At 65.5% G+C, this 26,737-nt stretch carries 24 protein-coding genes; 10 read left to right on the top strand and 14 right to left on the bottom strand.

Annotated features, from left to right (window positions below; translation table 11 throughout):
- Nucleotides 1-2: 2 nt before the first annotated feature.
- Genes glgX through treY form a run of 3 tightly spaced genes read left to right on the top strand, consistent with a single transcriptional unit; the run spans nucleotide 3 to nucleotide 6,645 of the window.
- Complete coding sequence (gene glgX / locus ACQR2C_RS30715) at nucleotides 3-2,078, top strand: glycogen debranching protein GlgX (RefSeq protein ID WP_316239225.1); 2,076 nt, start codon at nucleotides 3-5, stop codon at nucleotides 2,076-2,078.
- Complete coding sequence (gene treZ, locus ACQR2C_RS30710) at nucleotides 2,075-3,841, top strand: malto-oligosyltrehalose trehalohydrolase (RefSeq protein ID WP_434882802.1); 1,767 nt, start codon at nucleotides 2,075-2,077, stop codon at nucleotides 3,839-3,841. Before glgX ends, treZ begins: the two co-directional genes overlap by 4 nt.
- A gap of 2 nt (nucleotides 3,842-3,843) precedes the next feature.
- Nucleotides 3,844-6,645 carry a malto-oligosyltrehalose synthase gene (treY, locus tag ACQR2C_RS30705; protein WP_434882801.1) on the top strand — a complete coding sequence of 934 codons (2,802 nt, stop codon included), beginning with the start codon at nucleotides 3,844-3,846 and terminating at the stop codon, nucleotides 6,643-6,645.
- Here the strand turns inward: treY and ACQR2C_RS30700 are convergent, their stop codons facing one another.
- Nucleotides 6,646-6,957: a polyhydroxyalkanoic acid system family protein gene (locus ACQR2C_RS30700; protein WP_315717996.1), complete on the bottom strand. Its 312-nt coding sequence runs from the start codon at nucleotides 6,955-6,957 to the stop codon at nucleotides 6,646-6,648.
- Between the two features lie 170 nt (nucleotides 6,958-7,127).
- Between ACQR2C_RS30700 and ACQR2C_RS30695 the strand changes: the two genes are divergently transcribed.
- Nucleotides 7,128-7,292 (top strand): DUF3309 family protein, encoded by a 165-nt coding sequence (locus tag ACQR2C_RS30695; protein WP_006614022.1) that lies wholly within the window; start codon nucleotides 7,128-7,130, stop codon nucleotides 7,290-7,292.
- 48 nt (nucleotides 7,293-7,340) lie between these two features.
- Here the strand turns inward: ACQR2C_RS30695 and ligD are convergent, their stop codons facing one another.
- A complete protein-coding gene (ligD, locus tag ACQR2C_RS30690; RefSeq protein WP_434882800.1) occupies nucleotides 7,341-10,037 on the bottom strand; it encodes a DNA ligase D in 2,697 nt (898 codons plus the stop codon).
- Nucleotides 10,038-10,704: 667 nt separating this feature from the next.
- On the opposite strand from ligD, the gene ACQR2C_RS30685 reads away from it, so the two are divergent.
- Nucleotides 10,705-11,583, top strand: coding sequence for a Ku protein (locus ACQR2C_RS30685; RefSeq protein WP_434882799.1), 879 nt, complete (start codon nucleotides 10,705-10,707; stop codon nucleotides 11,581-11,583).
- A gap of 238 nt (nucleotides 11,584-11,821) precedes the next feature.
- Here ACQR2C_RS30685 and ACQR2C_RS30680 read toward each other — a convergent pair whose 3' ends face one another.
- The 8 genes from ACQR2C_RS30680 to ACQR2C_RS30645 form a co-directional block, all read right to left on the bottom strand.
- On the bottom strand, nucleotides 11,822-12,112 hold the full coding sequence (locus ACQR2C_RS30680; RefSeq protein ID WP_315805422.1) for a DUF6496 domain-containing protein: 291 nt from the start codon (nucleotides 12,110-12,112) through the stop codon (nucleotides 11,822-11,824).
- A gap of 84 nt (nucleotides 12,113-12,196) precedes the next feature.
- Nucleotides 12,197-12,886 carry a response regulator gene (locus ACQR2C_RS30675; protein WP_434882798.1) on the bottom strand — a complete coding sequence of 230 codons (690 nt, stop codon included), beginning with the start codon at nucleotides 12,884-12,886 and terminating at the stop codon, nucleotides 12,197-12,199.
- The gene (locus ACQR2C_RS30670) at nucleotides 12,883-15,600 is read right to left on the bottom strand and encodes a DUF4118 domain-containing protein (protein ID WP_434882797.1); all 2,718 of its coding nucleotides are present in this window, start codon (nucleotides 15,598-15,600) and stop codon (nucleotides 12,883-12,885) included. The genes ACQR2C_RS30675 and ACQR2C_RS30670 overlap by 4 nt, the downstream gene beginning before the upstream one ends.
- 55 nt (nucleotides 15,601-15,655) lie before the next feature.
- Nucleotides 15,656-16,258: a K(+)-transporting ATPase subunit C gene (locus ACQR2C_RS30665; protein ID WP_315805419.1), complete on the bottom strand. Its 603-nt coding sequence runs from the start codon at nucleotides 16,256-16,258 to the stop codon at nucleotides 15,656-15,658.
- Between the two features lie 114 nt (nucleotides 16,259-16,372).
- Nucleotides 16,373-18,493 (bottom strand): potassium-transporting ATPase subunit KdpB, encoded by a 2,121-nt coding sequence (kdpB, locus tag ACQR2C_RS30660; protein WP_315805418.1) that lies wholly within the window; start codon nucleotides 18,491-18,493, stop codon nucleotides 16,373-16,375.
- Nucleotides 18,494-18,509: 16 nt separating this feature from the next.
- The gene (gene kdpA, locus ACQR2C_RS30655; RefSeq protein ID WP_434882796.1) at nucleotides 18,510-20,213 is read right to left on the bottom strand and encodes a potassium-transporting ATPase subunit KdpA; all 1,704 of its coding nucleotides are present in this window, start codon (nucleotides 20,211-20,213) and stop codon (nucleotides 18,510-18,512) included.
- 34 nt (nucleotides 20,214-20,247) lie between these two features.
- A complete protein-coding gene (locus ACQR2C_RS30650) occupies nucleotides 20,248-20,337 on the bottom strand; it encodes a K(+)-transporting ATPase subunit F (RefSeq protein WP_042340291.1) in 90 nt (29 codons plus the stop codon).
- A gap of 10 nt (nucleotides 20,338-20,347) precedes the next feature.
- Nucleotides 20,348-20,503: a hypothetical protein gene (locus ACQR2C_RS30645; protein ID WP_316177714.1), complete on the bottom strand. Its 156-nt coding sequence runs from the start codon at nucleotides 20,501-20,503 to the stop codon at nucleotides 20,348-20,350.
- Between the two features lie 297 nt (nucleotides 20,504-20,800).
- On the opposite strand from ACQR2C_RS30645, the gene ACQR2C_RS30640 reads away from it, so the two are divergent.
- The 5 genes from ACQR2C_RS30640 (at nucleotide 20,801) to ACQR2C_RS30620 (ending at nucleotide 22,904) form a co-directional block, all read left to right on the top strand.
- Nucleotides 20,801-21,241, top strand: coding sequence for a hypothetical protein (locus ACQR2C_RS30640; RefSeq protein WP_434882795.1), 441 nt, complete (start codon nucleotides 20,801-20,803; stop codon nucleotides 21,239-21,241).
- An 18-nt stretch (nucleotides 21,242-21,259) separates the two neighbouring features.
- Nucleotides 21,260-21,544: a hypothetical protein gene (locus ACQR2C_RS30635; protein ID WP_434882794.1), complete on the top strand. Its 285-nt coding sequence runs from the start codon at nucleotides 21,260-21,262 to the stop codon at nucleotides 21,542-21,544.
- Between the two features lie 136 nt (nucleotides 21,545-21,680).
- Entirely contained in the window at nucleotides 21,681-21,956 is a 276-nt protein-coding gene (locus ACQR2C_RS30630; protein ID WP_434882793.1) for a hypothetical protein, read from the top strand.
- Nucleotides 21,953-22,396, top strand: a complete 444-nt coding sequence (locus ACQR2C_RS30625) for a dihydrodipicolinate synthase family protein (RefSeq protein ID WP_434882792.1) — start codon at nucleotides 21,953-21,955, stop codon at nucleotides 22,394-22,396. Before ACQR2C_RS30630 ends, ACQR2C_RS30625 begins: the two co-directional genes overlap by 4 nt.
- On the top strand, nucleotides 22,287-22,904 hold the full coding sequence (locus ACQR2C_RS30620) for a dihydrodipicolinate synthase family protein (RefSeq protein ID WP_434882810.1): 618 nt from the start codon (nucleotides 22,287-22,289) through the stop codon (nucleotides 22,902-22,904). The genes ACQR2C_RS30625 and ACQR2C_RS30620 overlap by 110 nt, the downstream gene beginning before the upstream one ends.
- 25 nt (nucleotides 22,905-22,929) lie before the next feature.
- Here the strand turns inward: ACQR2C_RS30620 and ACQR2C_RS30615 are convergent, their stop codons facing one another.
- From ACQR2C_RS30615 to mobB, 4 genes are all read right to left on the bottom strand, one after another.
- Nucleotides 22,930-23,175, bottom strand: a complete 246-nt coding sequence (locus tag ACQR2C_RS30615; RefSeq protein ID WP_316177704.1) for a hypothetical protein — start codon at nucleotides 23,173-23,175, stop codon at nucleotides 22,930-22,932.
- A gap of 172 nt (nucleotides 23,176-23,347) precedes the next feature.
- Nucleotides 23,348-25,003, bottom strand: a complete 1,656-nt coding sequence (locus tag ACQR2C_RS30610) for an OFA family MFS transporter (RefSeq protein ID WP_434882791.1) — start codon at nucleotides 25,001-25,003, stop codon at nucleotides 23,348-23,350.
- Between the two features lie 732 nt (nucleotides 25,004-25,735).
- Entirely contained in the window at nucleotides 25,736-25,975 is a 240-nt protein-coding gene (locus ACQR2C_RS30605; RefSeq protein WP_434845642.1) for a sulfurtransferase TusA family protein, read from the bottom strand.
- A 116-nt stretch (nucleotides 25,976-26,091) separates the two neighbouring features.
- Nucleotides 26,092-26,625: a molybdopterin-guanine dinucleotide biosynthesis protein B gene (gene mobB / locus ACQR2C_RS30600; RefSeq protein WP_315805412.1), complete on the bottom strand. Its 534-nt coding sequence runs from the start codon at nucleotides 26,623-26,625 to the stop codon at nucleotides 26,092-26,094.
- Nucleotides 26,626-26,737: the final 112 nt, after the last annotated feature.

The following is a 26,737-nucleotide window of genomic DNA, read 5'->3' as shown; positions in this document are numbered from 1 at the left end:
CAATGCGCCTGGCCGCTGGAAGCCACGCCCGTCTCGGAGCAACCTGGGACGGACGGGGGACCAACTTTGCGTTGTTCTCCGCCAATGCCGAGAAGGTCGAGCTCTGCCTGTTCGACAGCCAGGGCCGGCGCGAGATCGAGCGGATCGAATTGCCGGAGCGGACGGAGGATGTCTGGCACGGCTATCTCAACGACGTCTCGCCAGGGCAGCTCTATGGCTACCGCGTCTACGGCCCGTACGAGCCGGAGCGCGGCCACCGCTTCAATGCCAACAAGCTGCTGCTCGACCCCTATGCCAAGCGGCTCGCCGGCCGGCTGGTCTGGAGCGATGCCCATTTCGCCTACCGCGCCGGCTCGCCGCGCGAGGACCTCTCGTTCGACCGGCGCGACAACGCCCGCGGCATGCCCAAGGCGGTCGTCATCGACGAGACCTTCAACTGGGGCCGGCGCGAGATGCGGCCGCAGATCCCGTGGGAGGACACGATCATCTACGAGGCTCACGTCAAGGGCCTGACCAACAAGCGCGACGACGTGCCGCCCAACCTGCGCGGCACCTATGGCGGTCTGTCGTCGCCGGCGATGATCAAGCATCTGAAGCGGCTCGGCGTCACCACAATCGAGCTCTTGCCGATCCACGCCTTCATCGACGACCGCATGCTGGTCGAGAAGAAGCTGGTCAACTACTGGGGCTACAACACCATCTCGTTCTTCGCGCCGGAGCTGCGCTACGCGCAGGACAATCCGCTCGATGCCTTCCGGACGACGGTGGCGCGGCTGCATGATGCCGGCATCGAGGTCATGCTCGACGTCGTCTACAATCACACCGCCGAGGGCAACCATCTCGGCCCGACGCTGTGCTACCGCGGCATCGACAACGCATCCTACTACTGGCTGCAGCCGGACAATCCGCGCTTCTACGACGACTTCACCGGCTGCGGCTCGTCGGTGAACCTGACCCATCCGCGCGTGCTGCAGATGGTGATGGACTCGCTGCGCTATTGGGTCGAAGTCTGCCACGTCGACGGCTTCCGCTTCGATCTCGCCACCACGCTCGCGCGCGAGAAGCACGGCTTCGACCGGCGCAGCGGCTTCCTGACCGCGATCCGCCAGGACCCGGTGCTGGCGAGCGTCAAACTGGTCGCAGAGCCATGGGACGTCGGTCTCGGCGGCTATCAGGTCGGCGCATTCCCCTCGCAATGGTCCGAATGGAACGACCGCTATCGTAGCGCCATGCGTCGCTACTGGAGCGGCGAAGGCAGCCTGATCGGCGAGGTGTCGAGCCGCATGACCGGCTCTTCCGACATCTTCAACCATGACGGCCGCACCCAGCGCGCCAGCGTCAATCACGTCACCGTCCATGACGGGTTCACGCTGGCCGATCTCTTCAGCTACAACAGCAAGCACAATGAGGCGAACGGCGAGGACAATCGCGACGGCTCCAACGACAACCTCAGCAACAATTTCGGTCATGAGGGGCCGACCAACGACGTGGCGATCACAGCGCTGCGGCGGCAGTCGCGCAAGAACCAGCTCGCCTGTCTGTTGCTCGCGCAGGGCCTGCCGCTGCTGCTCGCAGGCGACGAGGTCGGCAACTCTCAGCATGGCAACAACAACGCCTATTGCCAGGACAACGAGGTCGGCTGGGTGGACTGGAGCGGCATGGGCCGCGAGGGCGATGATCTCATCGACTTCATCGCGCACATGACCGAGCTGCGCCGCCGCTTCGGCCAGATTCGCGCGCGCCGCTGGCTCGACGGCCGCCGGTCGGACGGAAGCTTCGGCGTGCTGTGGCTGACGCCTTCGGCGGAGGAGATGACGCAAACCGACTGGACCTTTCCTGACGGACGATTTCTCGCCTATGTGCTCGCTCCGGTGGAACAGGAGCAGGCTCCGATCCTTATCGTTCTGAACGCGGCTCCCGAAGAGATCGGATTCAAATTGCCCAAGCTCGCCGAATACAAGACGTGGCAACAGGTCCTGAACACCACCGAAGCCCAGCAGACGCCGATCGACTTCGCGTCGGGCACGGACCTCAAGGCCCCGCCCCGCTCCGTGCTGGCGTATGCGGGCCAGTCATGAACGGCCGTCAATTCGGACCTCGGCTCACGCAGGACGGCACGACGTTCCGGCTGTGGGCGCCCGCCGCCAAGCGCGTCGATCTGATCCTCGACGTCAAGCATGAGATGCAGCGCGGGGATGGTGGTTGGTATTCGCTCGACGTCGCCGGGGTCGGCGCCGGCACGCGGTACAAGTTTCGTATTGATGATGAACTCGACGTTCCAGATCCCGGCTCGGATTTCCAGCCAGAGGATGTCTCCGGCCCGAGCGAAATCATCGACCACCGCGCCTACACCTGGCGCTCCGAAAAATGGCGCGGCCGTCCATGGCAGGACGCCGTGTTTCTCGAAAGCCATGTCGGCACCTTCACGACGGAAGGCACCTACGGCGCGATGATCGACAAGCTCGATCATCTCGTCGAAACCGGCATCACCGCGCTCGAGCTGATGCCGCTGGCGGACTTCGCCGGCTCCCGCAACTGGGGCTATGACGGCGTCCTGCTCTACGCGCCGGACAGCGTCTATGGGCGTCCCGATGATCTGCGCGCGCTGATCGACGAGGCGCATCTGCGCGGGCTGATGGTCTTCCTCGACGTCGTCTACAACCATTTCGGCCCCGAAGGAAACTACATCGGCCTGTATGCACCGACCTTCTTCACGGACGCTCACACGCCGTGGGGCAGCGCGATCGACTTCCGGCACCCCGAAGTGCGCGCCTTCGCGATCGAGAACGCGCTGCATTGGCTGACGGACTATCGCTTCGACGGGCTGCGTTTCGATGCCGTCAACCACATCCTCGCCAACGAGGGTGAGATCCCGATGCTGCATGATCTCAGCGCCGCCGTCGGCAGGCTCGTCGAGCAGACAGGGCGTCACATCCATCTCGTGCTCGAGAACGGTGATAACCGGGCCAGCATGCTCGACGCGGCAGAAGATCCGCCGCGGGGCAAGTTTCGCGCGCAATGGAACGATGATTATCACCACGTCTGGCATGTGATGCTGACCGGCGAGACCGGCGGCTACTACGGCGACTACCAACAATCGCCGCGGCGCGGGCTTGCTCGCGCGCTCGCCTCGGGCTTTGTCTATCAAGGCGAGCAGGCCGCCTTTTGGGGTGGCATGGCCCGGGGTGAACCAAGCGGTCATCTGGCCCCCGCGGCGTTCGTCAACTTCCTGCAGAACCACGACCAGATCGGCAACCGCGTGTTCGGCGACCGGCTGGAATCGCTGGCGCCGCCGGAAGGGATCGCAGCTGCGCTGGCCGTCACCTTGCTCGCACCGACCGTGCCGATGCTGTACATGGGCGAGGAATGGGGCTCGAAGCAGCCCTTCCCGTTCTTCTGCGATTTCCAGGGCGATCTCGCGCACGCCGTTCGCAAGGGGCGCCGCAAGGAATATGAGTGGGCATACGCCAAGTATGGCGACGAGGTCCCGGACCCTCTGGACATCGAGACGTTCAGATCCGCGATCATCGATTGGGACGCCCGCAACGCATCGCCGGGACGCGAGCGATTGACGCTGGTGCGCGGGCTCCTCGCCGTGCGCCACAGGGAGGTGGCACCGCGGCTGCCGGGCGCATCCTTCGGCAAGGCCGACGTGACGGAGGATGGCTGCCTGACTGCGCACTGGACGATGGGCGACGGCGCGACGCTGCGGTTGCTCGCCAACGTTTCGGACAACGAGGTGCCCGCGCCGCGCAGCGGCTCGGCGGGCACGCCGATCTGGGGCGGCACGCCCGGCGATCGCCTGCCACCCTGGTCGGTGTTCTGGAGCATCGGAGGATAATCATGCCTCCTGCCATTCCGCTCGCGACCTACCGCCTGCAGCTCACCGCCGACTTCAATTTCGAAGCAGCGGCGCGCGTCGTGCCGTATCTGAAGGCGCTCGGCATCAGCCATGTCTACGCCTCGCCGTTCATGACGGCGCGCAAGGGCTCGACGCATGGCTACGACATCACGGATCACACCAAGCTCAATCCTGAGCTCGGCGGTCAGGACGGCTTCGCCAAGCTGAGCGCCGCGCTGAAGGCGCACGATCTCGGGCTCATCCTCGATTTCGTTCCGAACCATGTCGGCGTCCATTTCGACGACAATCCATGGTGGCTCGATGTGCTCGAATGGGGCCAGGCGTCGCCGCATGCAGCCTCGTTCGACATCGACTGGGACCAATTGCCGTATCGCGCCCGGGGCGGCGTGCTGCTGCCGATCATCGGGACGTCCTACGGCCATGCGCTCGAACATGGTGAGATCGAGCTGCGCTACGACCCGGACGAAGGCTCGTTCTCCTGCTGGTACTTCGAGCATCGCCTGCCGATCGCGCCGGAGCGCTATGGCGAGGTGCTGCGCATCATCGTAAAGGAGGCCGGTGAGGAGAGCAGCGAGGCCGGCAAGGCGATCCTCGACCTGGCGTCGCGCTATCGCGGCCTGCGCCATCCGAACCGCAAGGAAGCCCCGGCGTTCAAGGCTGCACTCAAGGCCATTCCCGGGGCTGGCGACATTATCGCGCGAGGCCTCTCGGCGTATCAGGCCGGCGAGGGCCGACCGACGCAGACGCTGGCCCTGCACCATCTGCTTGAACGGCAGAATTACAAACTCGGGCATTGGCGGCTTGCGTCCAGCGACATCAACTACCGCCGCTTCTTCGACGTCAACACGCTGGCCGGCCTGCGCGTCGAGGATGCTGGCACGTTCGAAGCGATCCACCGGCTGGTCAAGAAGCTGATCGCGGATGGCCAGCTGCAGGGTCTGCGGCTCGACCATATCGACGGCCTGCGCGATCCCGCACAATATTTCCAGCGGCTGCGGCGGCTGATCCGCGACGCTCGGGGGCCCGCGGCCGGGCCATTCTACGTCGTCATCGAGAAGATTCTCTGCGAGCACGAGAAGCTGCCGAGCTTTGCCGGCGTGAACGGCACCACCGGCTACGAGTGGATGAACGTCATCACCCAGCTGCTCATCGACGGCAACGGCCTGGAGCCCTTGGACGAGATCTGGCGCCAGATCAGCAACAAGCCGCCGAAGCTCGCGCCCGTCATCAAGGAGGCCAAGCGGCGCGTGCTGGAAACGCTGCTGACCAGCGAGTTCACCGTGCTGACGCGCCTCCTGGCGCGCATCGCCAACGGCCACTACTCGACGCGCGACTATTCGGAAGACAGCCTGCGCCAGGCGCTCGAACTGTATGTTCTTCACTTCCCGGTCTATCGCACCTATCTCACCGCGGCCGGGGCGACCGAGGCCGATCGCAAGCTGATCGATCACGCCATAGCCGGCGCCCGCGCCGAATGGTTCGCCTCCGACGGCTCGATCTTCGACTTCCTGCGCGATACGCTCACCATGGATCTGATCAAGCGCGACCGCAGCACCAGCCACAGCGTCCCACGTGTGCGCCGCTTCGCGCTGAAGGTGCAGCAGTTCACCGGCCCGATGATGGCGAAGTCGCTGGAGGATACCGGCTTCTATCGCTTCCACCGGCTGCTCGCGCTCAACGAGGTCGGCGGCGATCCGGCGGCGCATGCTCTGACGATCGCCGACTTCCACAAGCTGATGCACGATCGCGCCAGGCATTGGCCGCACGGCATGACCGCCACCGCTACCCACGACACCAAGCGCGGCGAGGATGCCCGCACGCGGCTGGCCGCCATCACCGAGTTGCCCAACGATTGGACGTCCGCGATGGCGCGCTGGAAGACCTTGAACGCGCCGCACGTCATCACCGATGGCAAGATGCGCGCGCCCTCGGCGGCGTTCGAATACATGCTGTACCAGACGCTCGTTGGCATCTGGCCCGCAACTGGCGCCGACCCGAGCCTTGCGGAGCGGTTGCAGGCCTATGCGCTGAAGGCGGCGCGGGAGGGCAAGGACGAGACCAGCTGGCTCAATCCGAACGAGGCCTATGAGAACGGCCTGCGCAGCTTCATCGACCGCATCCTGGATCGCGACCGCTCGCCCGAGTTCCTGCAGTCGTTGGAGACGCTTTCCAGGCGGACCGCTTTGCTCGGCGCGCTGAACTCGCTGACACAGCTCACGCTGAAGGCGACGATGCCCGGCGTGCCGGATATCTATCAGGGCACCGAGTTCTGGGACCTCTCGATGGTCGATCCCGACAATCGCCGCCCGGTGGACTTCGCCGCGCGCGAACGGGCGCTGCGCGAGTGCGAGCGTCCCGATTGGGCCCGCCTGGCGGACCACTGGCCGGATGGCCGCATCAAGCTCGCCTGGACACGGCGGCTGCTCCGGCTGCGCAACGAGATGCCCTCGGTCTTCACCGACGGTTCCCATGAGCCGCTCGAGGTGAGCGGACGTCATGCCGATCACATCATTGCCTTCGCACGGCGGCATGGGCGGGACGCCGTCGTCGTTGTCACTGTGCGCAACTTTGTGCCCTTCACCGACGGTGGCCGGGTGTGGCCCCACCCGGATGGTTTCGAAGCCGAGGTTCATGCCCGCGGCTACACATCTGCGGACATACAGGACGGCATCCTTGCGGTGTCCTCCGTCTTCATACATTTGCCTGCAGCAGTGATCCCAGCGCGGACCGATGCGGCAACCCACCCGGCTGGTCGACGTCAGACAGCATCGACGCCGGGCTGATCAGCTCTTTTTCGTCAACAGCAGCTGGCCGCGGCTGCGGATCGCGGACTGCGCCGCCTCGGCAAAGCGCTGCAACAGCCAGGGCAGCACGACCTCGACACGCACGTGATCGTCGGCGACGTCGACATGGCCCGACGCCGCTTGACCCAGAGCGCGAACGCGAAAGATCATCTTGTCGCCCTCCCAGCGCTCTTCGTCGACCTTCAGGACCGGAACGCTGGTCGCGGCGCGGCTGAGACCGGCCTGGAGCCGGCGCACGGCCTCGTCCTTGCCGAGGCGATGCGGAATGGAAACGACAAGCGGTCTTGACATCGCGATCTCCTGACTAACAACTGCCTTCAGGTAGTCATTGCTGGTTACGACCGCAAAGACACGCTCCGAATTTTACCTGTTTCCCGCACGGAACTTTCGAAGTTCCGACCAGTTTCCTCGGCGAAGGCAGAGCACGTTGTCGCCCCGCTGCCGGGCACTGGAGGAAGCACATGTCCATCGGAACTATCATCCTGATCATTCTCATCATCGCCCTGCTCGGCGGCTTTTCCGGCATCGGCGGCGGTCCGTTCTACGGCACCGGCTACTATGGCGGCGGCGGTCTCGGCCTGATCATCGTCATCGTGCTGATCCTCGTCCTGCTCGGACGTATCTGATCCTTCTGAGGCGATCGGCTCGGGCAGACACCACGTCTGCCCGAGCGACTACGACGTCTCTGCGAGCTTCTTGATGGCCGCCTTGATCGAGCCCGCGGCATCTTCATAACCATCCCACGCCCTGGTCTTGGCCAGCAGCGCCGGTACGGTGCGGATGGTGTAGCGCTTGGGTTCGAGCCCGTTCTTCACCTGCGTCCAGGTCAGCGGCATGGACACGGTGGCGCCTTCGCGGGCGCGCGGCGACAGCACGGCGACCGCCGTCGACATCCGGTCGTTGCGCAGATAGTCGAGGAAGATCTTCCCCCCGCGCAGCTTCTTCGACATGTTGAGCAGGTATTGCTCCGGGCTGTCGTTCGCCATCCATAGGCACACACCTTGCGCAAACGCCTTCGCTTCGGGCCAGCTCACTCTGTCGCGCGCGCCGTGCAGCAACGGCGTCACCACGTGCAGACCCTTGCCGCCCGTGGTCTTGCAGAAGCTCTCGAGTCCGAGGCTCTTCAGGCGCTGGCGCATCTCCTTGGCGGCCGCGATCACCTCCCCGAAGGCGACGTTCGGCGCCGGGTCGAGATCGAACACCAGCCGGCCCGGAACGTCATAGGCGTCGGGTGCGCAATTCCATGGATGCAGCTCGACGGCGGCGACCTGGGCGACCGCGATCAATCCCTCGACACGGTCGATCTGCAGATACGGTTTGCGGTCGCCCGACACCTTGACCAGCTCGAGCAGGTCCGACATGCCCTGCATGCCGTGCCGCTGGAAGAATTTTTCGCCACCGATGCCATCAGGCGCACGTACGATCGAGCACGGCCGTCCCTTCAGATGATCGATCATCCAGTTGCCGACGGCTTCCAGATAGTTGGCGAGATCGAGCTTGGTGACGGGCTCGCCATCGCCGGCGTCCGGCCACAGCGCCTTGTCGGGCTTGGAGATCGCAACGCCCATCACGGTCGCCGCGCCCTTCGTGCGTGACGGCGTCTTGTGCAGCGTGGTGCCGACGGTCGCGACGCTCGCCGCGGCCCGCGCCACCGGCCGGGCAACCTTCGTCGTCACCACCGGCGGCTCGGCAACGACCTCGCGGGCCGGCTTGTCCTGGCGCAGTCCCTTGAACGAGGCCTGTCTGACATTGTTGTCCGCGGTCCAGCCGGCAAACTCGATCTCGGCGACTAGCTCCGGCTTGAGCCAATGCACCTCACGCGTCTTGCGCGGCGCGTTCTTGCCGCCGAACGGGCTCTTGTCGGATGCCGCCGCCTTCAGCGCCGGCATGATCTCCTTCACCGTGTCCTGGCCGAAGCCGGTGCCGACGATCCCGACATAAGCGAGATGATCGTCCTTGTTGACGCCGACCATCAACGAGCGGAATTTGCCGTTGGTGGTCTTCCAGCCACCGATGACGACCTCGTGGCCGGGCCTGGTCTTGGCTTTGGTCCAGCTCTCCGTCCGTCCCGAATGATAGGCCGAGTCCAGCTTCTTGGAGACGATGCCCTCCAATGACAGCTTGCGCGCCGACTCCAGCACGGCCTCGCCGTCGCTCTCGAAGTGCTCGACATAGCGGATGCGCGGCGCCTTGCCCTTGATGTGCGCCTTCAGCAGCTTCGCCAGCCGCGCCTTGCGCTCGCGCAAAGGCTGGCGGCGCAGGTCGAACTCCTCCGCGAACATCAGGTCGAAGGCAAAGAAGATCAGCTCGTCGGTTTCGCCCGCCGAAATCGCCGCCTGCAGCGCCGAGAAATCCGGATTGCCGTCCTTGTCGAGCGCGACGATCTCGCCGTCGATGATCGCGTCCGGCAATTCAGCCGCTTCCTCGGCGATGGCACCGAACTTTGCCGTCCAGTCCAGGCCCTTGCGCGTCTTCAAAGTCGCCTTCCCGTCCTCCACCCTGATCTGCACGCGGTAGCCGTCGAACTTGATCTCATGCGCCCAGCCCTCACCGCTCGGCGGCTGGGCGACCGAAGTACAGAGCTCGGGCGGCACGAAGTCCGGCAGCGACGACACGGTTCGCGGGGCGACCGTCTTCGGAGCAGCGGCCGCTTTCGCGGCCTTGGACTTCGGCGTCTTCTTGGGAGACGCCTTCTCTGGAGAGGCACTGCCGTCGCCGCGGCTGGAGTGCCACACCGCGTCGGCATTCATGCGCTGCGTCTTGGCGAGCATGAACGGCTTCGGCGCTTTGCCCTTGCCGGCCGCGATCTGCTCCATCGTGCGGCCCGAGGCGACCGACTTGTCCGCCTCCAGGATGTCGTTGGCCTCGCCTTCCCGGGCGAACTCGTCGCGGTGCTTGATCAGCAGCCAATTGGTGCGCTTGCCGCCCGTGCGATCATGACGCATCCGTACCAGCACCCAGCTGCCATGCAGCTTCTCGCCTTCAAGGGTGAACTTGAGGTCGCCCTTCTTGAAGCCGCGCTCCGGGTCCTCGCTGTCCCAATGGCCGCGATCCCACAGCATGACGGTGCCGCCGCCATACTCGCCTTCCGGGATCGTACCTTCGAAATCGCCATAGTCGAGCGGGTGGTCCTCGACCTCGACCGCGAGCCGCTTGTCGTGCGGATCGAGCGACGGCCCCTTGGTCACGGCCCACGACTTGAACACGCCGCCGAACTCCAGCCTGAGATCGTAGTGCAGCCGCGTCGCGTCGTGCTTCTGGATGACGAAGCGCGGCCGCGCCGCACGCGCGACCTTGGCGTCGCCGGACGGCTCTGCCGTCTTGTCGAAATCGCGCTTCTTGCGATAGGTGGAAAGCTTCCTGAGCGCCACGGTGATCCCTCGTGTTGAGTGGTAGCGTAGCAAAGCCGGCAGGGTCGTGGAACCGGCTCCGCCGCTGGCGCCGGCGCGGCTCGCATCCACCTGATAACACCGGGCAAAGTTCCGCGTTCCCGCGGCTGAGGAAAGCCCGGGTCTCGCGATGGTCCACCCTCTGCCGATGAGAGGGCGCAGGGAAGGCCGGGAGCTCGCCGCCCCCATGGCCCGCCTGCGAAAGAAAATGCAGGCGGCAGGTACCACAGGTGCAGCCGAGTCATCCCGGCCCTCCCTGCGCGACGGTTTTAACAGCTGCTTCGCGTTCTCCCCGGTGCGCCGGGCTTGTTGGCCACCGTCATCCGCGCGATGCACAAAGCATCCTCGCAAACTTGACCTCAGCGTCGGGAGGCCAGGACCGCGCGACTTGACCGTGCGTGCCAGATCGTTCGTCGGCGCAACGTCAATCACGCTGCAACCCGACACGCCCATCGCATTCCGCTGCCGACGTCCGTGACGACCGCGATACGTCCCCTCCGACGCAACGGAATGGGTCGGACCATAATGCTGATTTTACGAAGTCGTCAAGCGAATTAATTTTTCCCGAAGCGACCCTCGGCGGGGCCCATGGAACCCACACCGATGCTTGCCCGTTGCAGCCTCGTCCGGATTGTCCAAGGAGACCACGATGGCCCCCCGCGCCTACTGGAAAGGCTCGCTCAAACTCTCGCTCGTCAGTTGCCCCGTCGTCCTCTATCCGGCGTCGACCTCGGTCGAGAAGACGCGCTTCCATCTGATCAACCGCGAGACCGGCAACCGGCTCAAGCAGCAGATGGTCGACTCTGAGACCGGCGACATCGTCGAAGGCGAGCAGAAGGGCCGCGGCTACGAACTCTCCAAGGGGCAGTATGTCGAGATCGAGCCGGAGGAGCTGGAGGCGGTCCAGATCGAGAGTAACCATACGATCGATATCGACAGCTTCGTGCCGCGCGAGGAGATCGACCAGCGCTATCTCAACCATCCCTATTACATCGCTCCCGACGGCAAGGCGGCGGTCGACGCCTTCGCGGTCATTCGCGACGCGATGAAGGAGCAGGATCGCGTCGCGCTGGCGCGGATCGTGCTGACCAACCGCGAGCACGTCATCGCCATCGAGCCGATGGGCAAGGGCATGCTCGGCACCACACTGCGCTTTCCCTACGAGCTGCGCGACGAGGCCGAGTTCTTCGACGACATCAAGTCGCCGAAGATTACCAAGGACATGGTGGAGCTCGCCGGCCACATCCTGCAGACCAAGGCCGCGCACTTCAAGCCGTCGGAGTTCAAGGACCAGTACGAGGCGGCGCTGAAGGCGCTGGTCAAGCGCAAGGCCTCGGGCAAGCCGATCAAGCTGCCGGAGCCGGCGGAGCGGCCCGACAACGTCGTCAGCCTGATGGACGCGCTGAAACAGAGCCTGGGCAAGGGCGGAAAAAAGACAGCGCGTGCGGCGTCACGGCGGACGAGCGCGCATCGACGCCCCGCGAAGAAGGCGCATCGGTCGGCGGCGCGGCAGAGGAAGGCGGGGTGAAGGCCAGCAGCTGCCTGCGTGGCGCAAGCGGCCTCCACACCACCGCCCCGTCGTCCCGGCGAACGCCGGGACCCATACTCTGCGGCGGGTATTGTAAGACAAGACTCGTCCAACATCCCGCGCAATAACATCTCCCTGGGGTTATGGGTCCCGGCGTTCGCCGGGACGACAGCGGAGAATTTTGCGACGGCTGCGGGTCATGGCGTGCGCGATGATCGTAGCCCGAATGATCGCCTCGTCAGCTCTTCTTCTTCGACTTCTTCTTCGTCGTTTTCTTGGTAGTCTTCTTCGTGCTTTTCTTGCTCGCCTTCTTGGCGGACTTCTTCGCCGATGACTTGGCGCTCTTCTTCGGCGGCACCTTCTTGCCTTCGCGGCGCGCCTCCGACAGACCGATCGCGATCGCCTGCTTGCGGCTCTTGACCTTGCGGCCCGAGCCGCCGCTCTTCAACGTTCCTGCCTTGCGCTTCTTCATCGCGCGCTCGACGTCCTTGGACGCGCCCTTGGAATATTTGCGTGTTTTGCGTGCCATCAACATGGTCTCCCTGTGATATCACAGAAATCACGAGGGTGAGCGATGGTTCCGCTTTGAAGGACTGGCTCACATGAAGAAGCGCTAATCCGGCGCACGCAAGCGATAGCCGATGCCGGTCTCGGTCAACACGAATTGCGGGCGCTCGGGATCGGTCTCGATCTTCTGCCGGAGCTGGCGGACATAGACGCGCAGATATTGCGCGTCGGTCAATTCGTCCCACAGCTCCTTGAGCAGGAAGCGATGCGTCAGCACCTTGCCGGCGTGCTGCACGAGCACGCGCAGCAGATCGTACTCCTTCGGCGACAGCTTGACCTCGCGCTCGCCGACCTTGACGATGCGGCGGACGAGATCGACCGAGAGGTCGCCGGTGCGAAACACCGGCCGCTCGCCCTGCACCTGCAGCTGGTGCCGCAGCGCCGCGCGCAGGCGCGCCAGCAATTCATCCATGCCGAACGGCTTGGTGATGTAGTCGTCGGCGCCGAGATCGAGCGCCTGGACCTTGCCCGCCTCGTCGCCGCGGCTGGACAGCACCACGACCGGCACGGCCTCGTTGCGGCCACGGATGGTTCGCAGCAGCTCGAGTCCGTCGATGTCGGGGAGGCCAAGGTCGAGAATGATCAGCGCCGGCTCCCGGCCCAACAGCTCCAGCGCGTTCCTGCCGTTGGAGGCCTCGAGAATCTCGTAGCCCTGCGTGGTCAGGCCCATCCGCAGCAGCTTGCGGATCGGCGGCTCGTCGTCGATCACGAGCACCTTGATCGGAGCGCCGGTCATGCGGCCGTATCCAGCGGTCTGGCCTGCGCCGGCACCGGCAGGCGGATGGTGAGGACCGCACCGCGCCGATCGGTGCGGTTGCCGGCGAAGATGCGGCCATGCATCGCCTCGATGAAGCCACGCGAGATCGCAAGCCCAAGTCCGGTGCCGGGCCGCACCTGGTCGCCCTTCTGCACGCGATAGAACTTGTCGAACACGTGCTCGACCTCCGCGGCGGGAATGCCGTCGCCTTCGTCACGGATCTCGAGCACGATCCAGTTGCTGTCGCGGGCCGCACGGATCGCAATCGAGGTCTCGGGAGGCGCATATTTGGCGGCGTTGTCGAGCAGATTGAACAGCACCTGCTCGAACAGCACCGCGTCGACCTCGACCATCGGCAGATCGGGCGCCAGTACCAGCGAGACATGATGACCGGCGAGGATCTTGCCGGCACGCCGCAGCGCGCTGCCGACGATCTCGCCGACGTCGTGGAGGGCGGCGTTCGGCACGATCGCGCCGGATTCCAGCTTGGTCATGTCCAGGAGGTTGGCGATGAATCGATTCAGCCGTTCGGATTCGTCGATCACGGTGGCGAGCAGGTCGAGCTTCTCCTTGTCGGACAGCCTGGCCGCGAGATCGCGCATCGTCGAGGCCGCGCCGAGCACCGAGGCGAGCGGCGTCTTCAGATCGTGCGAGATCGAGGTGAGCAGCGCCGAACGCAGCCGGTCCTGCTCCATGGTGCGCTTGACCTTGTCCATGTCCTCGACCAGCAGAACGCGCTCGATCGCCAGGGCGCCCTGGTCGACCAGGGCGTCGAGCAGCCGGCGCTGGTCGGGGGTCAGCAGCGGCCCGGTGCGGTCGTCGTCGATGCCGATGACGCCGATCAGGCCGCGGCCGGTGCGCATCGGCAGGAACAGCCGCTTGGCTCCCGGCAGCGTGTCGGAGCCGCGGCCGGCGGCGCGGTCGTTGCTCCAGGCCCAGCTCGCGGCGGCGAGGTCGGCGTCGTCGAGCTGATCCTCCGGCGGGTAGCCGGTCATGACCGTGAGCTTGCCGTCCTGCGGCAACAGCAGCACGACCCGCACCTTCAGCATCAACGCCGCCTGATAGGCCGTGGCCCACAGCACGTCATCGAGGGTCGCGGTGCCCGCAAGCTTGCGGCTGAAGGCATAGAGCTGCTCGGTGGTCCGGACGCGGTGGGTGGCGGCGTCAGCCTGAACGCGAACGCGCGCGGCGACGTTGGACACCAGGATCGCGATCAGCATGAAGAAGAAGAACGCGCCGATGTTGGTCGGATCGGTGATCGTGAACGTATACAGCGGCGGGAGGAAGAAGAAGTTGTAGCAGAGCGAGGCGGCGAGGCTCGCCAGCAGCGACGGTCCCAGGCCGTAGCGTGCGGCGACGCCGACCACCGCCGTGAGGAACACGAGATCGACGTTCTCGATGCCGAAGACGGGCTGGATCAGCTCGGCGAGGCCAAGGCCGACAGCCGTGATCAGCAGCGCCATCACATAGGGCTTCGGCTGCAGCGGCTCGCTGCGCGGCCGCGTCTGCACCGAGCTGGCCGCGGTGTCGGGCGCCTCCTCGCCGGCGATGACATGGATGCTGATGTTGCCGGCGCGCCTGACCAGGTCGTGCACCACCGAGCCTCTGACGATCTCGAACAGGCGCGAGCGGCTGGACTTGCCGATGATGATCTGGGTGACGTTGTTGGCCTGCGCGAAGCCGATGAGGTCATCGGCGATACGCCGGCCGACGCCCGGAATCGTCAGCGCCTCGCCGCCGAGGGTCTCGGCCAACCGCAGCGTATCGGCGAGCCGGTCGCGCTGCCTGTCACTGAGCTGCAGATTGCGCCGGGTCTCGATGGTCACGGCGGTCCACGGCGCATGGACACGGTCGGCGAGCCGCTTGGTGTAGCGCACCAGCCCTGTCGCCCGCGGATCCTCCGACACGCAGACGAGGATCCGCTCGCCGGCCGCCCAGGGCCCCGCGATGGCGTTGGCCTGCATGTGGGTGAGCAGTTGCTCGTCGACACGCTCGGCCGTCCGACGCAGCGCGAGCTCGCGCAGCGCGGTCAGGTTGCCGGGCGAGAAATAATGCTCCAGCGCGCGCTCGGCCTGCTTGGGCACATAGACCTTGCCCTCCTTCAGTCGCTGGATCAGGTCGTCGGGCGTAAGGTCGATCAGCTCGATGGCGTCGGCGCGGTCGAGGATCGAATCCGGCACGGTCTCGCGCACGCGCACATGGGTGATCTGGGCGACGACGTCGTTGAGGCTCTCGATGTGCTGGACGTTGACCGCCGTGTAGACATCGATGCCGTGCGACAGCAGCTCCTCGACGTCGAGATAGCGCTTGGGGTGGCGGCTGCCGACAGCATTGGTGTGCGCGAGCTCGTCGACGATGGCGAGCTTGGGACGGCGCGCAATCACGGCATCCAGATCCATCTCCTCGACGATCTGGTCCTTGTAGGAAATACGTTTGCGCGGGACGACCTCCAGGCCGCGGACCAGCGCCTCGGTCTCGGCGCGGCCATGCGTCTCGACGAAGCCGATGACGACATCGACGCCGGCCTTCAGCTTGGCATGCGCGCTCGACAGCATTTCATAGGTCTTGCCGACGCCGGGGGCGGCGCCGACGAAGATCTTGAGCTTGCCGGCAGGACTGTCCTCCCGCCGGGCCGCTTCGAGCAGGGCTTCCGGCGAGGGACGTTGGTCAGGATCGCGGCGTTGACTGGCCATGCGGCATTATAGACGGAGGAGCTTCGGCGCCAAGGCCGGGACCTCTAAGGCCTCACTACGGCTTGGCAGCGTCGAGCGCCAGATTGAGCGCAAGCACGTTAACGCGGGGTTCGCCGAGCAGTCCGAGCAGACGGCCCTTAGTCTGCTGGGCGATCAGGCCCTGAACGCTGGCCTCCGGCAAGCCGCGCGCCTTGGCCACCCGCGGCACCTGGAACAGCGCCGCCTCCGGCGAGATGTCCGGATCGAGCCCGCTCGCCGAGGTCGTCACCAGATCGACCGGCACGGCCTGCCCAGGATTCTCCGCCTTCAGCCTGTCAACATCCTCCTTGACCCGGTCGGCCAGCGCCTTGCTGGTCGGGCCGAGATTGGAGCCGGAGGAGTTGGCGGCGTTATAGGGCGCCGGCACCGTCTTGGTCGCATCGTTCGGATCGGCGGCCGAGGTCGCCGACGGACGGCCGTGGAAATATTTGTCGTCCTTGAACTCCTGCCCGATCAGCGCCGAGCCGATCACCTGGCCGTTGCGCGTGATCAGGCTGCCTTCGGCCTGCGCCGGGAAGATGGTGCCGGCGACGACGGTCATGGCGAGCGGATACAGCAGCCCGGTGATCAAGGTCAGCGCGAGCAGGACCAGGATGGCGGGACGGATTTCTTTGAGCATGGGAGATCTCCTGTGTCGCGGCGTCATTGCGAGGAGCGAAGCGACGAAGCAATCCAGGGCTGTGTACGAGACTCTGGATTGCGTCGCTTCGCTCGCAATCACGCCGGTGGTGGTTCAAGCCAGGTGCAAGGCGGTCACGATCAGGTCGATTGCCTTGATGCCGATGAAGGGGATGATGATGCCGCCCAGGCCATAGATCATCAGGTTGCGGCCGAGCAGCGCGCCGGCGCCGATGGCGCGGTAGGCGACGCCCTTCAGCGCCAGCGGGATCAGCGCGATGATGACGAGCGCGTTGAAGATGATCGCCGACAGGATCGCGCTCTGCGGGCTCGCGAGGTTCATGACGTTCAGCACGTTCAGCTGCGGGTAGAACGCCAGGAACATCGCCGGGATGATCGCGAAATATTTGGCGACGTCGTTGGCGATCGAGAACGTCGTCAGCGCGCCGCGCGTCATCAAGAGCTGCTTGCCGATCTCCACCACCTCGATCAGCTTGGTCGGGTTGGAATCGAGATCGACCATGTTGCCGGCCTCGCGCGCGGCCTGCGTGCCGGTGTTCATGGCGACGCCGACATCGGCTTGCGCCAGCGCCGGCGCGTCGTTGGTGCCGTCGCCGCACATGGCGACCAGCTTGCCCTTGGCCTGCTCGTCTCGGATCAGCTTGAGCTTGTCCTCGGGGGTCGCCTGCGCCAGGAAATCGTCGACGCCGGCTTCGGCGGCGATCGCCGCCGCGGTCATCGGGTTGTCGCCGGTGATCATGATGGTGCGGATGCCCATCCGGCGCAGCTCGGCGAAACGTTCGCGGATGCCGCCCTTGACGATATCCTTGAGCTGGATGACGCCGAGCAGGCGCCCGTCCCTGGCGACCGCGAGCGGCGTGCCGCCGGATTTGGCGATGTCGTCGGAGATTGCACGGATCTCGCGGACGAGCTCGCTCTCGACCGGCTGGACCGCGCGCGCCGTGTTGCCGGAGACGGGCTGGGTCGGGCCGCCGCCGCCGATGGAGTTGAGGATGGCGTCGACCGCGCCCTTGCGCACCGAGGAACCGCCGGCATCGACGCCGCTCATGCGGGTCTGCGCCGTGAACGGCACGAAGGTGGCGCCGAGCTCGGCCATGTCGCGGCCGCGGATACCGTATTTGTCCTTCGCGAGCACCACGATGGAGCGGCCCTCCGGGGTCTCGTCGGCGAGCGAGGCGAGCTGCGCCGCGTCGGCCAGCTCCTGCTCGCTGACGCCCCGGACGGGACGGAACGCAGTCGCCTGCCGATTGCCGAGCGTGATGGTGCCGGTCTTGTCGAGCAGCAGCGTATCGACGTCGCCGGCGGCCTCGACCGCGCGGCCGGACATCGCCAGCACGTTGAAGCGCACCAGGCGGTCCATGCCGGCGATGCCGATCGCCGACAGCAGCGCGCCGATCGTGGTCGGGATCAAGGTCACGAACAGCGCCACCAGCACCACCACCGAGATCGAGCCGCCGGCATAGGCCGCGTAGCTCGGGATCGTCACCGTCGCGAACACGAAGATGATGGTGAGGCCGGCGAGCAGGATGTTGAGCGCGATCTCGTTCGGCGTCTTCTGTCGCTCGGCTCCCTCGACCAGCTTGATCATGCGGTCGATGAAGGTCGAGCCCTGGGCCGCGGTGATCCTGACGCGGATCCAGTCCGACAGCACCTGCGTGCCGCCGGTTACCGCCGAGCGGTCGCCGCCGGACTCCCGGATGACCGGAGCGGACTCGCCGGTGATCGCAGCCTCGTTGACCGAGGCGACGCCCTCGATCACCTCGCCGTCGGACGGGATCGTGTCGCCGGCCTCGACCAGCACGAGGTCGCCGACCTTCAGGCTGGTTCCGGGCACGAGCTTGTAGGTGTGGTCGGCCGGGTTCGTGCCCGTCAGCAGCTTGGCCTGGCTCTCGGTGCGCGTCTTGCGCAGCGAATCCGCCTGCGCCTTGCCGCGGCCTTCGGCGACGGCTTCGGCGAAATTGGCGAACAGCACGGTGAACCACAGCCAGAGAATGATCTGGAAGGTGAAGCCGAGATTCGCGCCGCCGGTCGCGACGTCGCGCAGGAAGATCACCGTGGTGAGCGCCGCGACGACCTCGACCACGAACATCACGGGGTTCCTGATCATCAGCCGCGGGTCGAGCTTGACCACCGCGGCCTTGATGGCCGGCAGCACGATCTTCGGGTCGAGCATCGTCGACATCGACGAGCGCTTCTGCAGTTTGATGGTGTCCATGGAGGTCGCTCCGAAATCAGAACACGGTGCCGGCGGCCATCGCGAGATGCTCGACGATCGGACCGAGGGCGAGAGCCGGGAAGAAGGTGAGGCCGCCGATGATCAGGATGACGCCGACGACGAGGCCGACGAACAGGCCGCCGGTGGTCGGGAACGTGCCGGCCGAGGGCGGGATCGACTTCTTCTGCGCGAGCGAGCCCGCGATCGCCATCGCCGGGATGATCATGAAGAAGCGGCCGACGAACATCGAGGAGGCGAGCGTCAGATTGTAGAAGAAGGTGTTGCCGGTCAGGCCTGCGAACGCCGAGCCGTTGTTGCCGGTGGCCGAGGTGTAGGCATAGAGCACCTCGGTGAAGCCGTGCGGGCCGGCATTGGCCATCGACGCCACGGCGGAGGGCAGCACCACGGCGACCGCGGTCCAACCCAGGATCATCAGCGGCAGGATCAGGATCGCCAGCATCGCCATCTTGACCTCGCGGGCCTCGATCTTCTTGCCGACGTATTCCGGCGTGCGACCGACCATCAGGCCCGCGACGAAGATCGCGAGCACGACGAACAGCAGCATGCCGTACATGCCTGCGCCGACACCGCCGACGATGATTTCGCCAAGCTCGATGTTCACCAGCGGGATCATGCCGCCAAGCGCGGTGAAGCTGTCATGCATGGCATTGACCGCGCCGCAGGAGGCGGCCGTCGTGATCACCGCGAACAGTGACGACGCGACGATGCCGAAGCGGACCTCCTTGCCTTCCATGTTGCCGCCGGTCAGTCCCAGCGCGTTCAGCGTGGTCGTACCGTTGGCCTCGGCCCAGTAGGTGATGGCGACGCCGGCGATGAACAGCGCGCCCATCACGGCGAGGAGCGCCCAGCCCTGGCGCTGATTGCCGACCATGCGGCCGAACACGTTGGTCAGGGCAGCACCGAGCGCGAAGATCGAGAGCATCTGGATGAAGTTCGACAGCGCGGTCGGGTTCTCGAACGGATGCGCGGCGTTGGCATTGAAGAAGCCGCCGCCATTGGTGCCGAGCATCTTGATCGCGACCTGCGAGGCGACCGGGCCGAGCGCGATGGTCTGCTTGGCGCCTTCCAGGGTCGTCGCCTCGACATAGGGCCCGAGCGTCTGCGGCATGCCCTGCCAGACCAGAAACAGCGTGTAGATGATGCAGAGCGGCAGCAGCACATAGAGCGTGCAGCGTGTGATATCCACCCAGAAATTGCCGACGGTCCGCGCCGAGGCGCGCGAGAAGCCGCGGATCAGCGCGATCGCGAGCACGATGCCCGTCGCGGCCGACAGGAAGTTCTGGTGGGTGAGCCCGAGCATCTGGACGAGATAAGAGAGCGTGCTCTCGCCACCGTAGTTCTGCCAGTTGGTGTTGGTCAGGAAGCTGATCGCGGTGTTGAAGGAGAGATCCTCGGCGACCGCGGACTGTCCGGCGGGATTGAACGGCAGCACGGCCTGCAGCCGCATCACGCCGTAGATGATCAGGAAGCCGCCGACATGGAACAGCAGCATTGCGACCGTGTAGGTCAGCCAATGCTGCTCGCGGCGCTCGTCGACGCCGCCGATCCAGTAGATCGCGACCTCCACCGGCCGCAGCACCGGCGACAGCAAGGTGCGCTCGCCATTGAAGACGCGCGTCATGTACCAGCCGAGCGGCTTGGCGAGCGCGACGATGACGGCGCAGTAGAGCAGGATCTGGATCCAGCCGATCACGGTCATGGGAATGTTGTCCTTGAGGGTGCGACGGTGGCGGTCAGAACCGCTCGGGCCGCAACAGCGCGTAGGTGAGGTAGATCAGAAGGCCGAGCGACACCGCGCCGGCGAGCGAATAGTCGAAGATCATGGCTCGTCTCCTAGAGCCGCTCGCAGGCGTAGGTGTAGCCGATCGCCAGGGCGAATAAGCCGGCGGCCAGCGCCAGCATCAGGATGTCCAGCATGGTGTGCTCCTCATGCGCGCGAGGCGCGCAAAGCGTAGGGTCTGCGGGAGCGCGCAACTTGTGATGGATCAAACCCCCATCCGCGCCCCGCGGTCCGTTGCATCGGCACAGATGGCATTCGGAACCATAGGTTTTCGAGACCGCGCCGCCGGCAAAGTTATAGGAATCTCATAAAGATCGCGGCATTCCGCGGCCGAAGCCGGCCGACGATGAGCGCCGCTGCATAGGGAGCGCCCACGGTGGCGCCGCACGCTTATGCGCCGCTTATTTCTTCCTGGCCTCGCCCGTCTCGCATTCCTACGGCCGCTGCCGCCAGATTGTTGGCACGGCCCGGTGCGGGCCGTCGCTCAATCACGACGGAGCATCATCATGCCGGTCACGACACCCCGAGATTTCGCCGAGCCACGGCAGGCCGCGCAGGAAACAGCCGCGCTGCTGACCGACCTTCTCGGCGAGGACGATGGCGTCTCGCCGCTGTCGGCGCGCGGACGGCGCCGGATCCGGATCGGCCGGATGATGCAGGCGGAGGCCCGGATCGATGCCGCGCTGGAGCTGATCGCGCTGCAATTGCCGCGATGGTCGCTCCGCCGCCTCGCCTATGATGACGGCGAATGGCACTGCGCCTTGTCGCAACAGCGCGAATTGCCGGACTGGCTTGATCATTGCGTCGAAGCCCGCCACGCCGATCTCGCCCTCGCCATTCTCCACGCAGCCGCCGAGGCGCGTCGCCTCGAGCCGACGCTGCCCGTCTCCGGAGAACGCTCCGCCGAGCCCGTGCTCGCAACCCTGCTCTGCTGCGACAATTTCTGAGAGGACGAGAGCGCGGCGATGATCCTCCCGGCCGGCGAGCCCGTGGAGCTGTCCCCGGCCAGAGTATTGCTTCGCTTCGGGCTGCGAACCGCGATCCTCGTTCTGTTCGCGACGTTCGGCAGCATCGGCTTCGGGCGCAGCCTCGCTGCCCTGCTCTGGATGACCGTCATCCTATGTGCCGTGCTCGCCATGCTGCGCCGTGAGCGCGTCTTCAACGCAAGCCTCAATCATTGGGACGAGATGGTTGGCTATCTCTCGCTCTACTGCGGCGTCATGGCACTCAACCAGCTCTCGGAATCCTGACCGGCGCGTGCCTACGCGGCGCCTATGACGTCGACCGCTCCGCCGCCTCGAATTCCTATCCGTACACCGCGATATTCGATGAACCAACGCAACGTCATCTCACGAGATGCGCGCTTGAACCAGAAGGACCACGTCCATGAAGCTCGTCGAACCTCCGTCGTGTCACAAGCCTGCTGCCGCCCTCGTCCTCATCGGTCGGAATAGCTGCGGCCAATGGGTTGCCCAGGAGCAGAACGGCCTCTATGGCGGCCTGTTCGTCAGCCGCGCCGAAGCGATGAAATATGCACTGTTCGAGAATGGCCATCATCCGGAGACGATCGTCGAGCTGTCGCGCACGATCGAGCTCGCCACCAACGGACGCTTCGCGCCCGTCGGACTGTTGTTTGGCAGCAGCCGGCGGCCGATCGCATGAGTGCCGCCCCGACGCCGCCGCGTGGACCTGCCGCACGATGGCTGACCGGCTCGATCGCAGACATTCCGACGCCGTTCGATGCGACCGGCGCAGTCGACATCGCCGCACTCGCCCGATTGTGCGAGAGGCAGATCGAAGCCGGCGCCAGCGCGATCCTGGTCTGCGAGACCGCGGGTGAAGCGTCCACGCTGACGGCAGCGGAGCGCGAAGCGGTCATTCGCGCGGCTGTGACCGCGGCCTGCAATCGGGTTCGCGTCATTGCCGGCGCGGGCTCCAACGCGACGCTCCAGGCCGTGCAAAACACCCGGCAGGCGGCGGCCGCGGGCGCCGATGCGATCATGTCGGTGGTCCCCTACCTACAACCGGCCTACGGCAGAGGGCATCTACGCGCACTTCCGCGCGGTCGGAGACTCAACCACACTGCCGGTCATCCTGCATGATTGCCCCTCGCGCACGGGGCGCGCGCTGCCGGACGAGACGCTGATCCGCCTGTCGCGATGGGCGCAATTCGTCGGCTTGCGCGACAGCACCGGTGATACCGCGCGCGCCGTTCATCTGCGATCACTGACGCCACCCGGCTTTCGCCTGTTGTCGGGCGACGATATGGCGGCGGTGCCGTTCGCGGCCGCTGGTGGCGATGGCTGCTTCTCGCTGGCGGCCAACGTCGCGCCGGAGCTCTGCAACGTGCTGTTCGCCACCTGCCAGCGCGCGCGCTGGCGCGCGGCACGACGGCTGCACGGCAGGTTGCTGCCGCTGATCGAGGCGTTCAATCGCGATGCGCCGGCGGCATTGAAATATGCCCTGAGCCTGCAGGGCCTTGTTGCGGCCGGTGTGCGCCTGCCGTTGACCGAGCTTGACGAGGCGGCGAAGACAATGATCGGACAAGCGATGGCGCGGCTGAGCGCCTCGTCTGCCGCGACGTCTCCGAAGCACGCAGCACAGCTTTGAGAGGGCGATCCGCAGGCCGAAGGCCTCAGAAGTCCCATTTGTCGCCGAGAAGCAAAGGCGCTTGCGGCCGATGCCTGGCGTCGAGTTCGATCGTCGCTCCAGAGCCGCGCCGGAAGAGCAACTCGTTGCGCAGGCGCCGGAGCTTGGCTACGGCAATCGCCGCACGGATGGCCCTGACAGTCTTGCGCAGCGTCTTGATCAGGCGCGAAGGCCGCAGGGCCCAGGCGACGTAAGCGCCACGGACGTCGCGAAACGGTTCGACCGAGCTCATGTTCATTCTCCGCCAAGGCCGGCGCGACATCCGGCCGGCAAAGCGGAAGATGGAGCCCCTCGCCGTAGGAATGCGAGACGGGCTGACTTCATCTCTCATAGGAAAAGCATAAGTCGCCCAAAAAAACGGGGCGGCCGAACCGGCCGCCCCGCACGCTCCGATCCGGTTCGGATCAGAAGATCTTGACCGCGCTTTCCAGCGTCTTCCAGACACCCCATGCCAGCGGCACGCCGACGAAGGCCCAGAACAAGCCGGCCTTGACGTCGAGCCCGCCCTTGCCGATGCCGAACGACCCGTGCTGGATCGCCGACTCGTTCTTGGCGAGCTCCGCCTGGTACTTCGCGACGTCGTCCGCGCTCATGTTCCACTTGTCATCGACGGGCTTGATCAGGAAGTTGCAGATCAGGCCGGCCAGGAGCATGGCGCAGAGAATATACATCGTCGTGTTGTACAGCTGGTCGCGCGGCACGCCGGCGGCGAGCTGGAACTCGCGGATGTAGTTGACGACCACCGGACCGATGATGCCGGCCGTGGCCCAGGCCGTCAACAGACGGCCGTGGATGGCGCCCACGAACTGGGTGCCGAACAGGTCGGCCAGATAGGCCGGGACCGTCGCGAAGCCGCCGCCATACATCGAGAGGATGATGGCGAAGGCCGCCACGAACAGCAGCTTCGAACCCATCGCTGCGAAGGTCGGCGCCAGCGCGTAGAGCACGATGCCGATCAGGAAGAAGCAGTAATAGGTGTTCTTGCGGCCGATGTGGTCCGACAGCGACGCCCAGAAGAAACGGCCGCCGATGTTGAACAGCGACAGCAGGCCGGCAAAGCCTGCCGCGATGCCCGCGATCGTCGCCTTCTGGCTGGCGTCGAGCTGGTTGAAGCTGACGTCGGGCAGACCGATCAGCTTGCCGGCGAAGATCTCCTGCAGCATCGGCGAGGCCATGCCGATGACGCCGATACCTGCCGACACGTTCAAGCAGAGCACCCACCAGACTAGCCAGAACTGCGGAGTCTTGTGCGCATTGTCGAGATGCACATGATGGTCGGAGATCATCGCCTTCTTCACCGTCGGCGGCGTCCAGCCCTCGGGCTGCCAACCGACCGGGGCCACGCGATAGGCGAAGGCGCCGATCATCATGAACACGAAATAGATCACGCCCATCGCGACGAAGGTCTCCCAGACGCCGACCGAGGTCGGGGTCTTGAAGTAGTTCATCAGCAGGTTGGCGAGCGGGGCACCGATCATCGCGCCGCCGCCGAAGCCCATGATGGCCATGCCGGTCGCCATGCCGCGCCGGTCAGGGAACCATTTCACCAGGGTCGACACCGGCGAGATGTAGCCGAGGCCGAGGCCGATGCCGCCGATCACGCCCGCGCCGAGCCACATGATCCAGAGCTGGTGCACATAGATGCCGAGCGCCGCAAGCAGCAGGCCGCCGCCCCAGCAGCAGGCCGCCACGGCGCCCGCCTTGCGCGGTCCGGCCCGTTCGAGCCAGCCGCCCCAGATCGCCGCGGATGCACCGAGCAGCACGAAGAACAGGGTGAACATCCAGCCGAGGCTCGCGACCTTCCAGTCGCAGCTCGTCGTGAACAGCTCCTGCACCAGCGTCATGTCCGGGCAGGCCTGGGTCTTGGTCACGCCGATCGCGCGTGACAGCGGCAGCCAGAACACCGAGAAGCCATAGGCCATGCCGATGCAGAGATGGATGCACAGCGCAGCCGGAGGAACCAGCCAGCGGTTGAACCCCGCCTTGGCGACCGTGTGCTCACGATCGAAGATCCCCGCCTGTGCGCCCGGGAGCGTGCCCGCGCTTTCAATGGTTGCCATGCATTCCTCCCCTACGGACTCGCGCCCAACGCAACAACGTCATGTTCTGTCCCCTTGATCAGAATCAATACGCCCACTCACCCCGCCCGCTATCGCGTACCAGAGCAGTCTTGCAACGCACAAACGCTCATTACTGCCTCGATGCGCATAACACCCCACCCGAGACGTTATGCCGTCACCATTCTTGCTTGTGCCGCTGTTCTGCCTGGCCCGCTCCCCAGCGGGCATGACTCGCCTCCCGCAACCTCCGCGGAAGAGCCTCAATTGGTGCAGAACCGAGGCAAAATGTCGATAGTAAAATGGTAATAATCGGTCAATCTTCGTGGATTGATCGCACTGCAGCGCGAATGTGTTGCTAACAAACACACAAATTCACGTGCAACCAACCCCACCGCCACTCACGGCTGTAGTCATGTTGCTCTCGATTACTTTCCCGACGCGTCACGACCATCCCTGATGGAATCAACTAATGAGATGTGCGGACCATCAGCGACGGACACGACTCGACGCCGCATGCGCGCGCTCGCGGAAACGTGAAGAAGGAACAACTTGTCCTTGCCTGGCAACAGCATCGCAAGCCTGGACTGAGAACGCGGCATTGTTGTGAGCTCGGGTGGGCGCCCCTGCGACGATAGGAAGCAGCACGATCCCTTGACACATCGATGTGCAGAGACTTCGCGCGAACTACGTAGTTCGAGCAACCAGCAGCAGAGGATGTCGTCGCCGCGCGGATCATCCGGCCGGTTCCGCGGCCTTCTCGATCCGAAACAGAATGCCGCGCTCGGTGCGATCGACGCTCTCGACCCGATCCCCGGTCTCCCGCACCAGGTTCGGGATGTCGATCACCGCGAGCGGGTCGGTACAGCACACTTCGAGCCGCTCTCCCGCCTTGAGCGTCTGCAGCGCCTTCCGGGTCTTCAGCACCGGCAATGGGCACTTCAGGCCCGTCAGATCCAGCCTCGTCATCATCATGCGCGCGACCATGGAGAAGCGGTTCCGGCACGTCAACCGGGGCCGCATCATCCCATGGAACCCGGAACTGGGTTCCATGAATGCCAGAAGATGCGGGTGCGAACTCGCGAGTTCCATCATGGAACACCAGGTTTGTCGCCCAGCGCGAGAACGTCCGCCCGCGGCATCGCCAGATGTTGGACGAGTGCCGCGACCGCCGGGATATCGTCGAGATGCGCGCGCGGCAACGCCGTCTCGGCATCGCCGTCGCTGACGAGCCCGACAATGCCCGGATCGTCGGGAAACAGCAGCGGCTTGCCATTGGCTGTGCGATGCACCTCGATGCGGCGATGCGGGCCGGCCTTGTACCCTTCGATGACGACCAGATCGACGGGAGACAATCTCGCCAGCAGCTCCGCGAGGGCCGGCTCCCTTGCGCCGCGCAGCTCGTGCATCAGCGCCCAGCGCGTGCCCGACGCGACGAGAACCTCCTCGGCCCCGGCCTCGCGATGCCGCCACGAATCCTTGCCCGGGACGTCCACGTCGAACTTGTGATGGGCGTGCTTGATCACCGAGACGCGCAGTCCCTGCCCCCTGAGATGAGGAATCAGCCGCGTCAGCAGCGTGGTCTTGCCGGCGCCGCTCCAGCCGGCGAGGCCGATGACTTTCATCGCGGTCTCCAGAAAGGCTCCCGGCGCTCTTGCACAGCCAGGAGCGCGGGATCGATCGATGGCCCGAAGGCCCCGTGGAACGCCATGTCCACTCTTGGCGATGTCAAGCCAG

Source organism: Bradyrhizobium sp. HKCCYLRH3061, from assembly GCF_051168015.1.
Classification (GTDB): Bacteria; Pseudomonadota; Alphaproteobacteria; order Rhizobiales; family Xanthobacteraceae; genus Bradyrhizobium.
The sequence above is the reverse complement of the archived record's forward strand: the minus strand, read 5'-3'. Positions and strand labels throughout refer to the sequence as shown.

Bases quoted from the DNA above. Each gene is read 5' to 3' on its own strand.
- glgX (WP_316239225.1), top strand. From the start codon at position 3: ATGCGCCTGGCCGCTGGAAGCCACGCCCGTCTCGGAGCAACCTGGGAC.
- treZ (WP_434882802.1), top strand. From the start codon at position 2,075: ATGAACGGCCGTCAATTCGGACCTCGGCTCACGCAGGACGGCACGACG.
- treY (WP_434882801.1), top strand. From the start codon at position 3,844: ATGCCTCCTGCCATTCCGCTCGCGACCTACCGCCTGCAGCTCACCGCC.
- ACQR2C_RS30700 (WP_315717996.1), bottom strand. From the start codon at position 6,957: ATGTCAAGACCGCTTGTCGTTTCCATTCCGCATCGCCTCGGCAAGGAC.
- ACQR2C_RS30695 (WP_006614022.1), top strand. From the start codon at position 7,128: ATGTCCATCGGAACTATCATCCTGATCATTCTCATCATCGCCCTGCTC.
- ACQR2C_RS30685 (WP_434882799.1), top strand. From the start codon at position 10,705: ATGGCCCCCCGCGCCTACTGGAAAGGCTCGCTCAAACTCTCGCTCGTC.
- ACQR2C_RS30680 (WP_315805422.1), bottom strand. From the start codon at position 12,112: ATGGCACGCAAAACACGCAAATATTCCAAGGGCGCGTCCAAGGACGTC.
- ACQR2C_RS30675 (WP_434882798.1), bottom strand. From the start codon at position 12,886: ATGACCGGCGCTCCGATCAAGGTGCTCGTGATCGACGACGAGCCGCCG.
- ACQR2C_RS30670 (WP_434882797.1), bottom strand. From the start codon at position 15,600: ATGGCCAGTCAACGCCGCGATCCTGACCAACGTCCCTCGCCGGAAGCC.
- ACQR2C_RS30665 (WP_315805419.1), bottom strand. From the start codon at position 16,258: ATGCTCAAAGAAATCCGTCCCGCCATCCTGGTCCTGCTCGCGCTGACC.
- kdpB (WP_315805418.1), bottom strand. From the start codon at position 18,493: ATGGACACCATCAAACTGCAGAAGCGCTCGTCGATGTCGACGATGCTC.
- kdpA (WP_434882796.1), bottom strand. From the start codon at position 20,213: ATGACCGTGATCGGCTGGATCCAGATCCTGCTCTACTGCGCCGTCATC.
- ACQR2C_RS30650 (WP_042340291.1), bottom strand. From the start codon at position 20,337: ATGATCTTCGACTATTCGCTCGCCGGCGCGGTGTCGCTCGGCCTTCTG.
- ACQR2C_RS30640 (WP_434882795.1), top strand. From the start codon at position 20,801: ATGCCGGTCACGACACCCCGAGATTTCGCCGAGCCACGGCAGGCCGCG.
- ACQR2C_RS30635 (WP_434882794.1), top strand. From the start codon at position 21,260: ATGATCCTCCCGGCCGGCGAGCCCGTGGAGCTGTCCCCGGCCAGAGTA.
- ACQR2C_RS30630 (WP_434882793.1), top strand. From the start codon at position 21,681: ATGAAGCTCGTCGAACCTCCGTCGTGTCACAAGCCTGCTGCCGCCCTC.
- ACQR2C_RS30625 (WP_434882792.1), top strand. From the start codon at position 21,953: ATGAGTGCCGCCCCGACGCCGCCGCGTGGACCTGCCGCACGATGGCTG.
- ACQR2C_RS30620 (WP_434882810.1), top strand. From the start codon at position 22,287: ATGCGATCATGTCGGTGGTCCCCTACCTACAACCGGCCTACGGCAGAG.
- ACQR2C_RS30615 (WP_316177704.1), bottom strand. From the start codon at position 23,175: ATGAGCTCGGTCGAACCGTTTCGCGACGTCCGTGGCGCTTACGTCGCC.
- ACQR2C_RS30610 (WP_434882791.1), bottom strand. From the start codon at position 25,003: ATGGCAACCATTGAAAGCGCGGGCACGCTCCCGGGCGCACAGGCGGGG.
- ACQR2C_RS30605 (WP_434845642.1), bottom strand. From the start codon at position 25,975: ATGATGATGACGAGGCTGGATCTGACGGGCCTGAAGTGCCCATTGCCG.
- mobB (WP_315805412.1), bottom strand. From the start codon at position 26,625: ATGAAAGTCATCGGCCTCGCCGGCTGGAGCGGCGCCGGCAAGACCACG.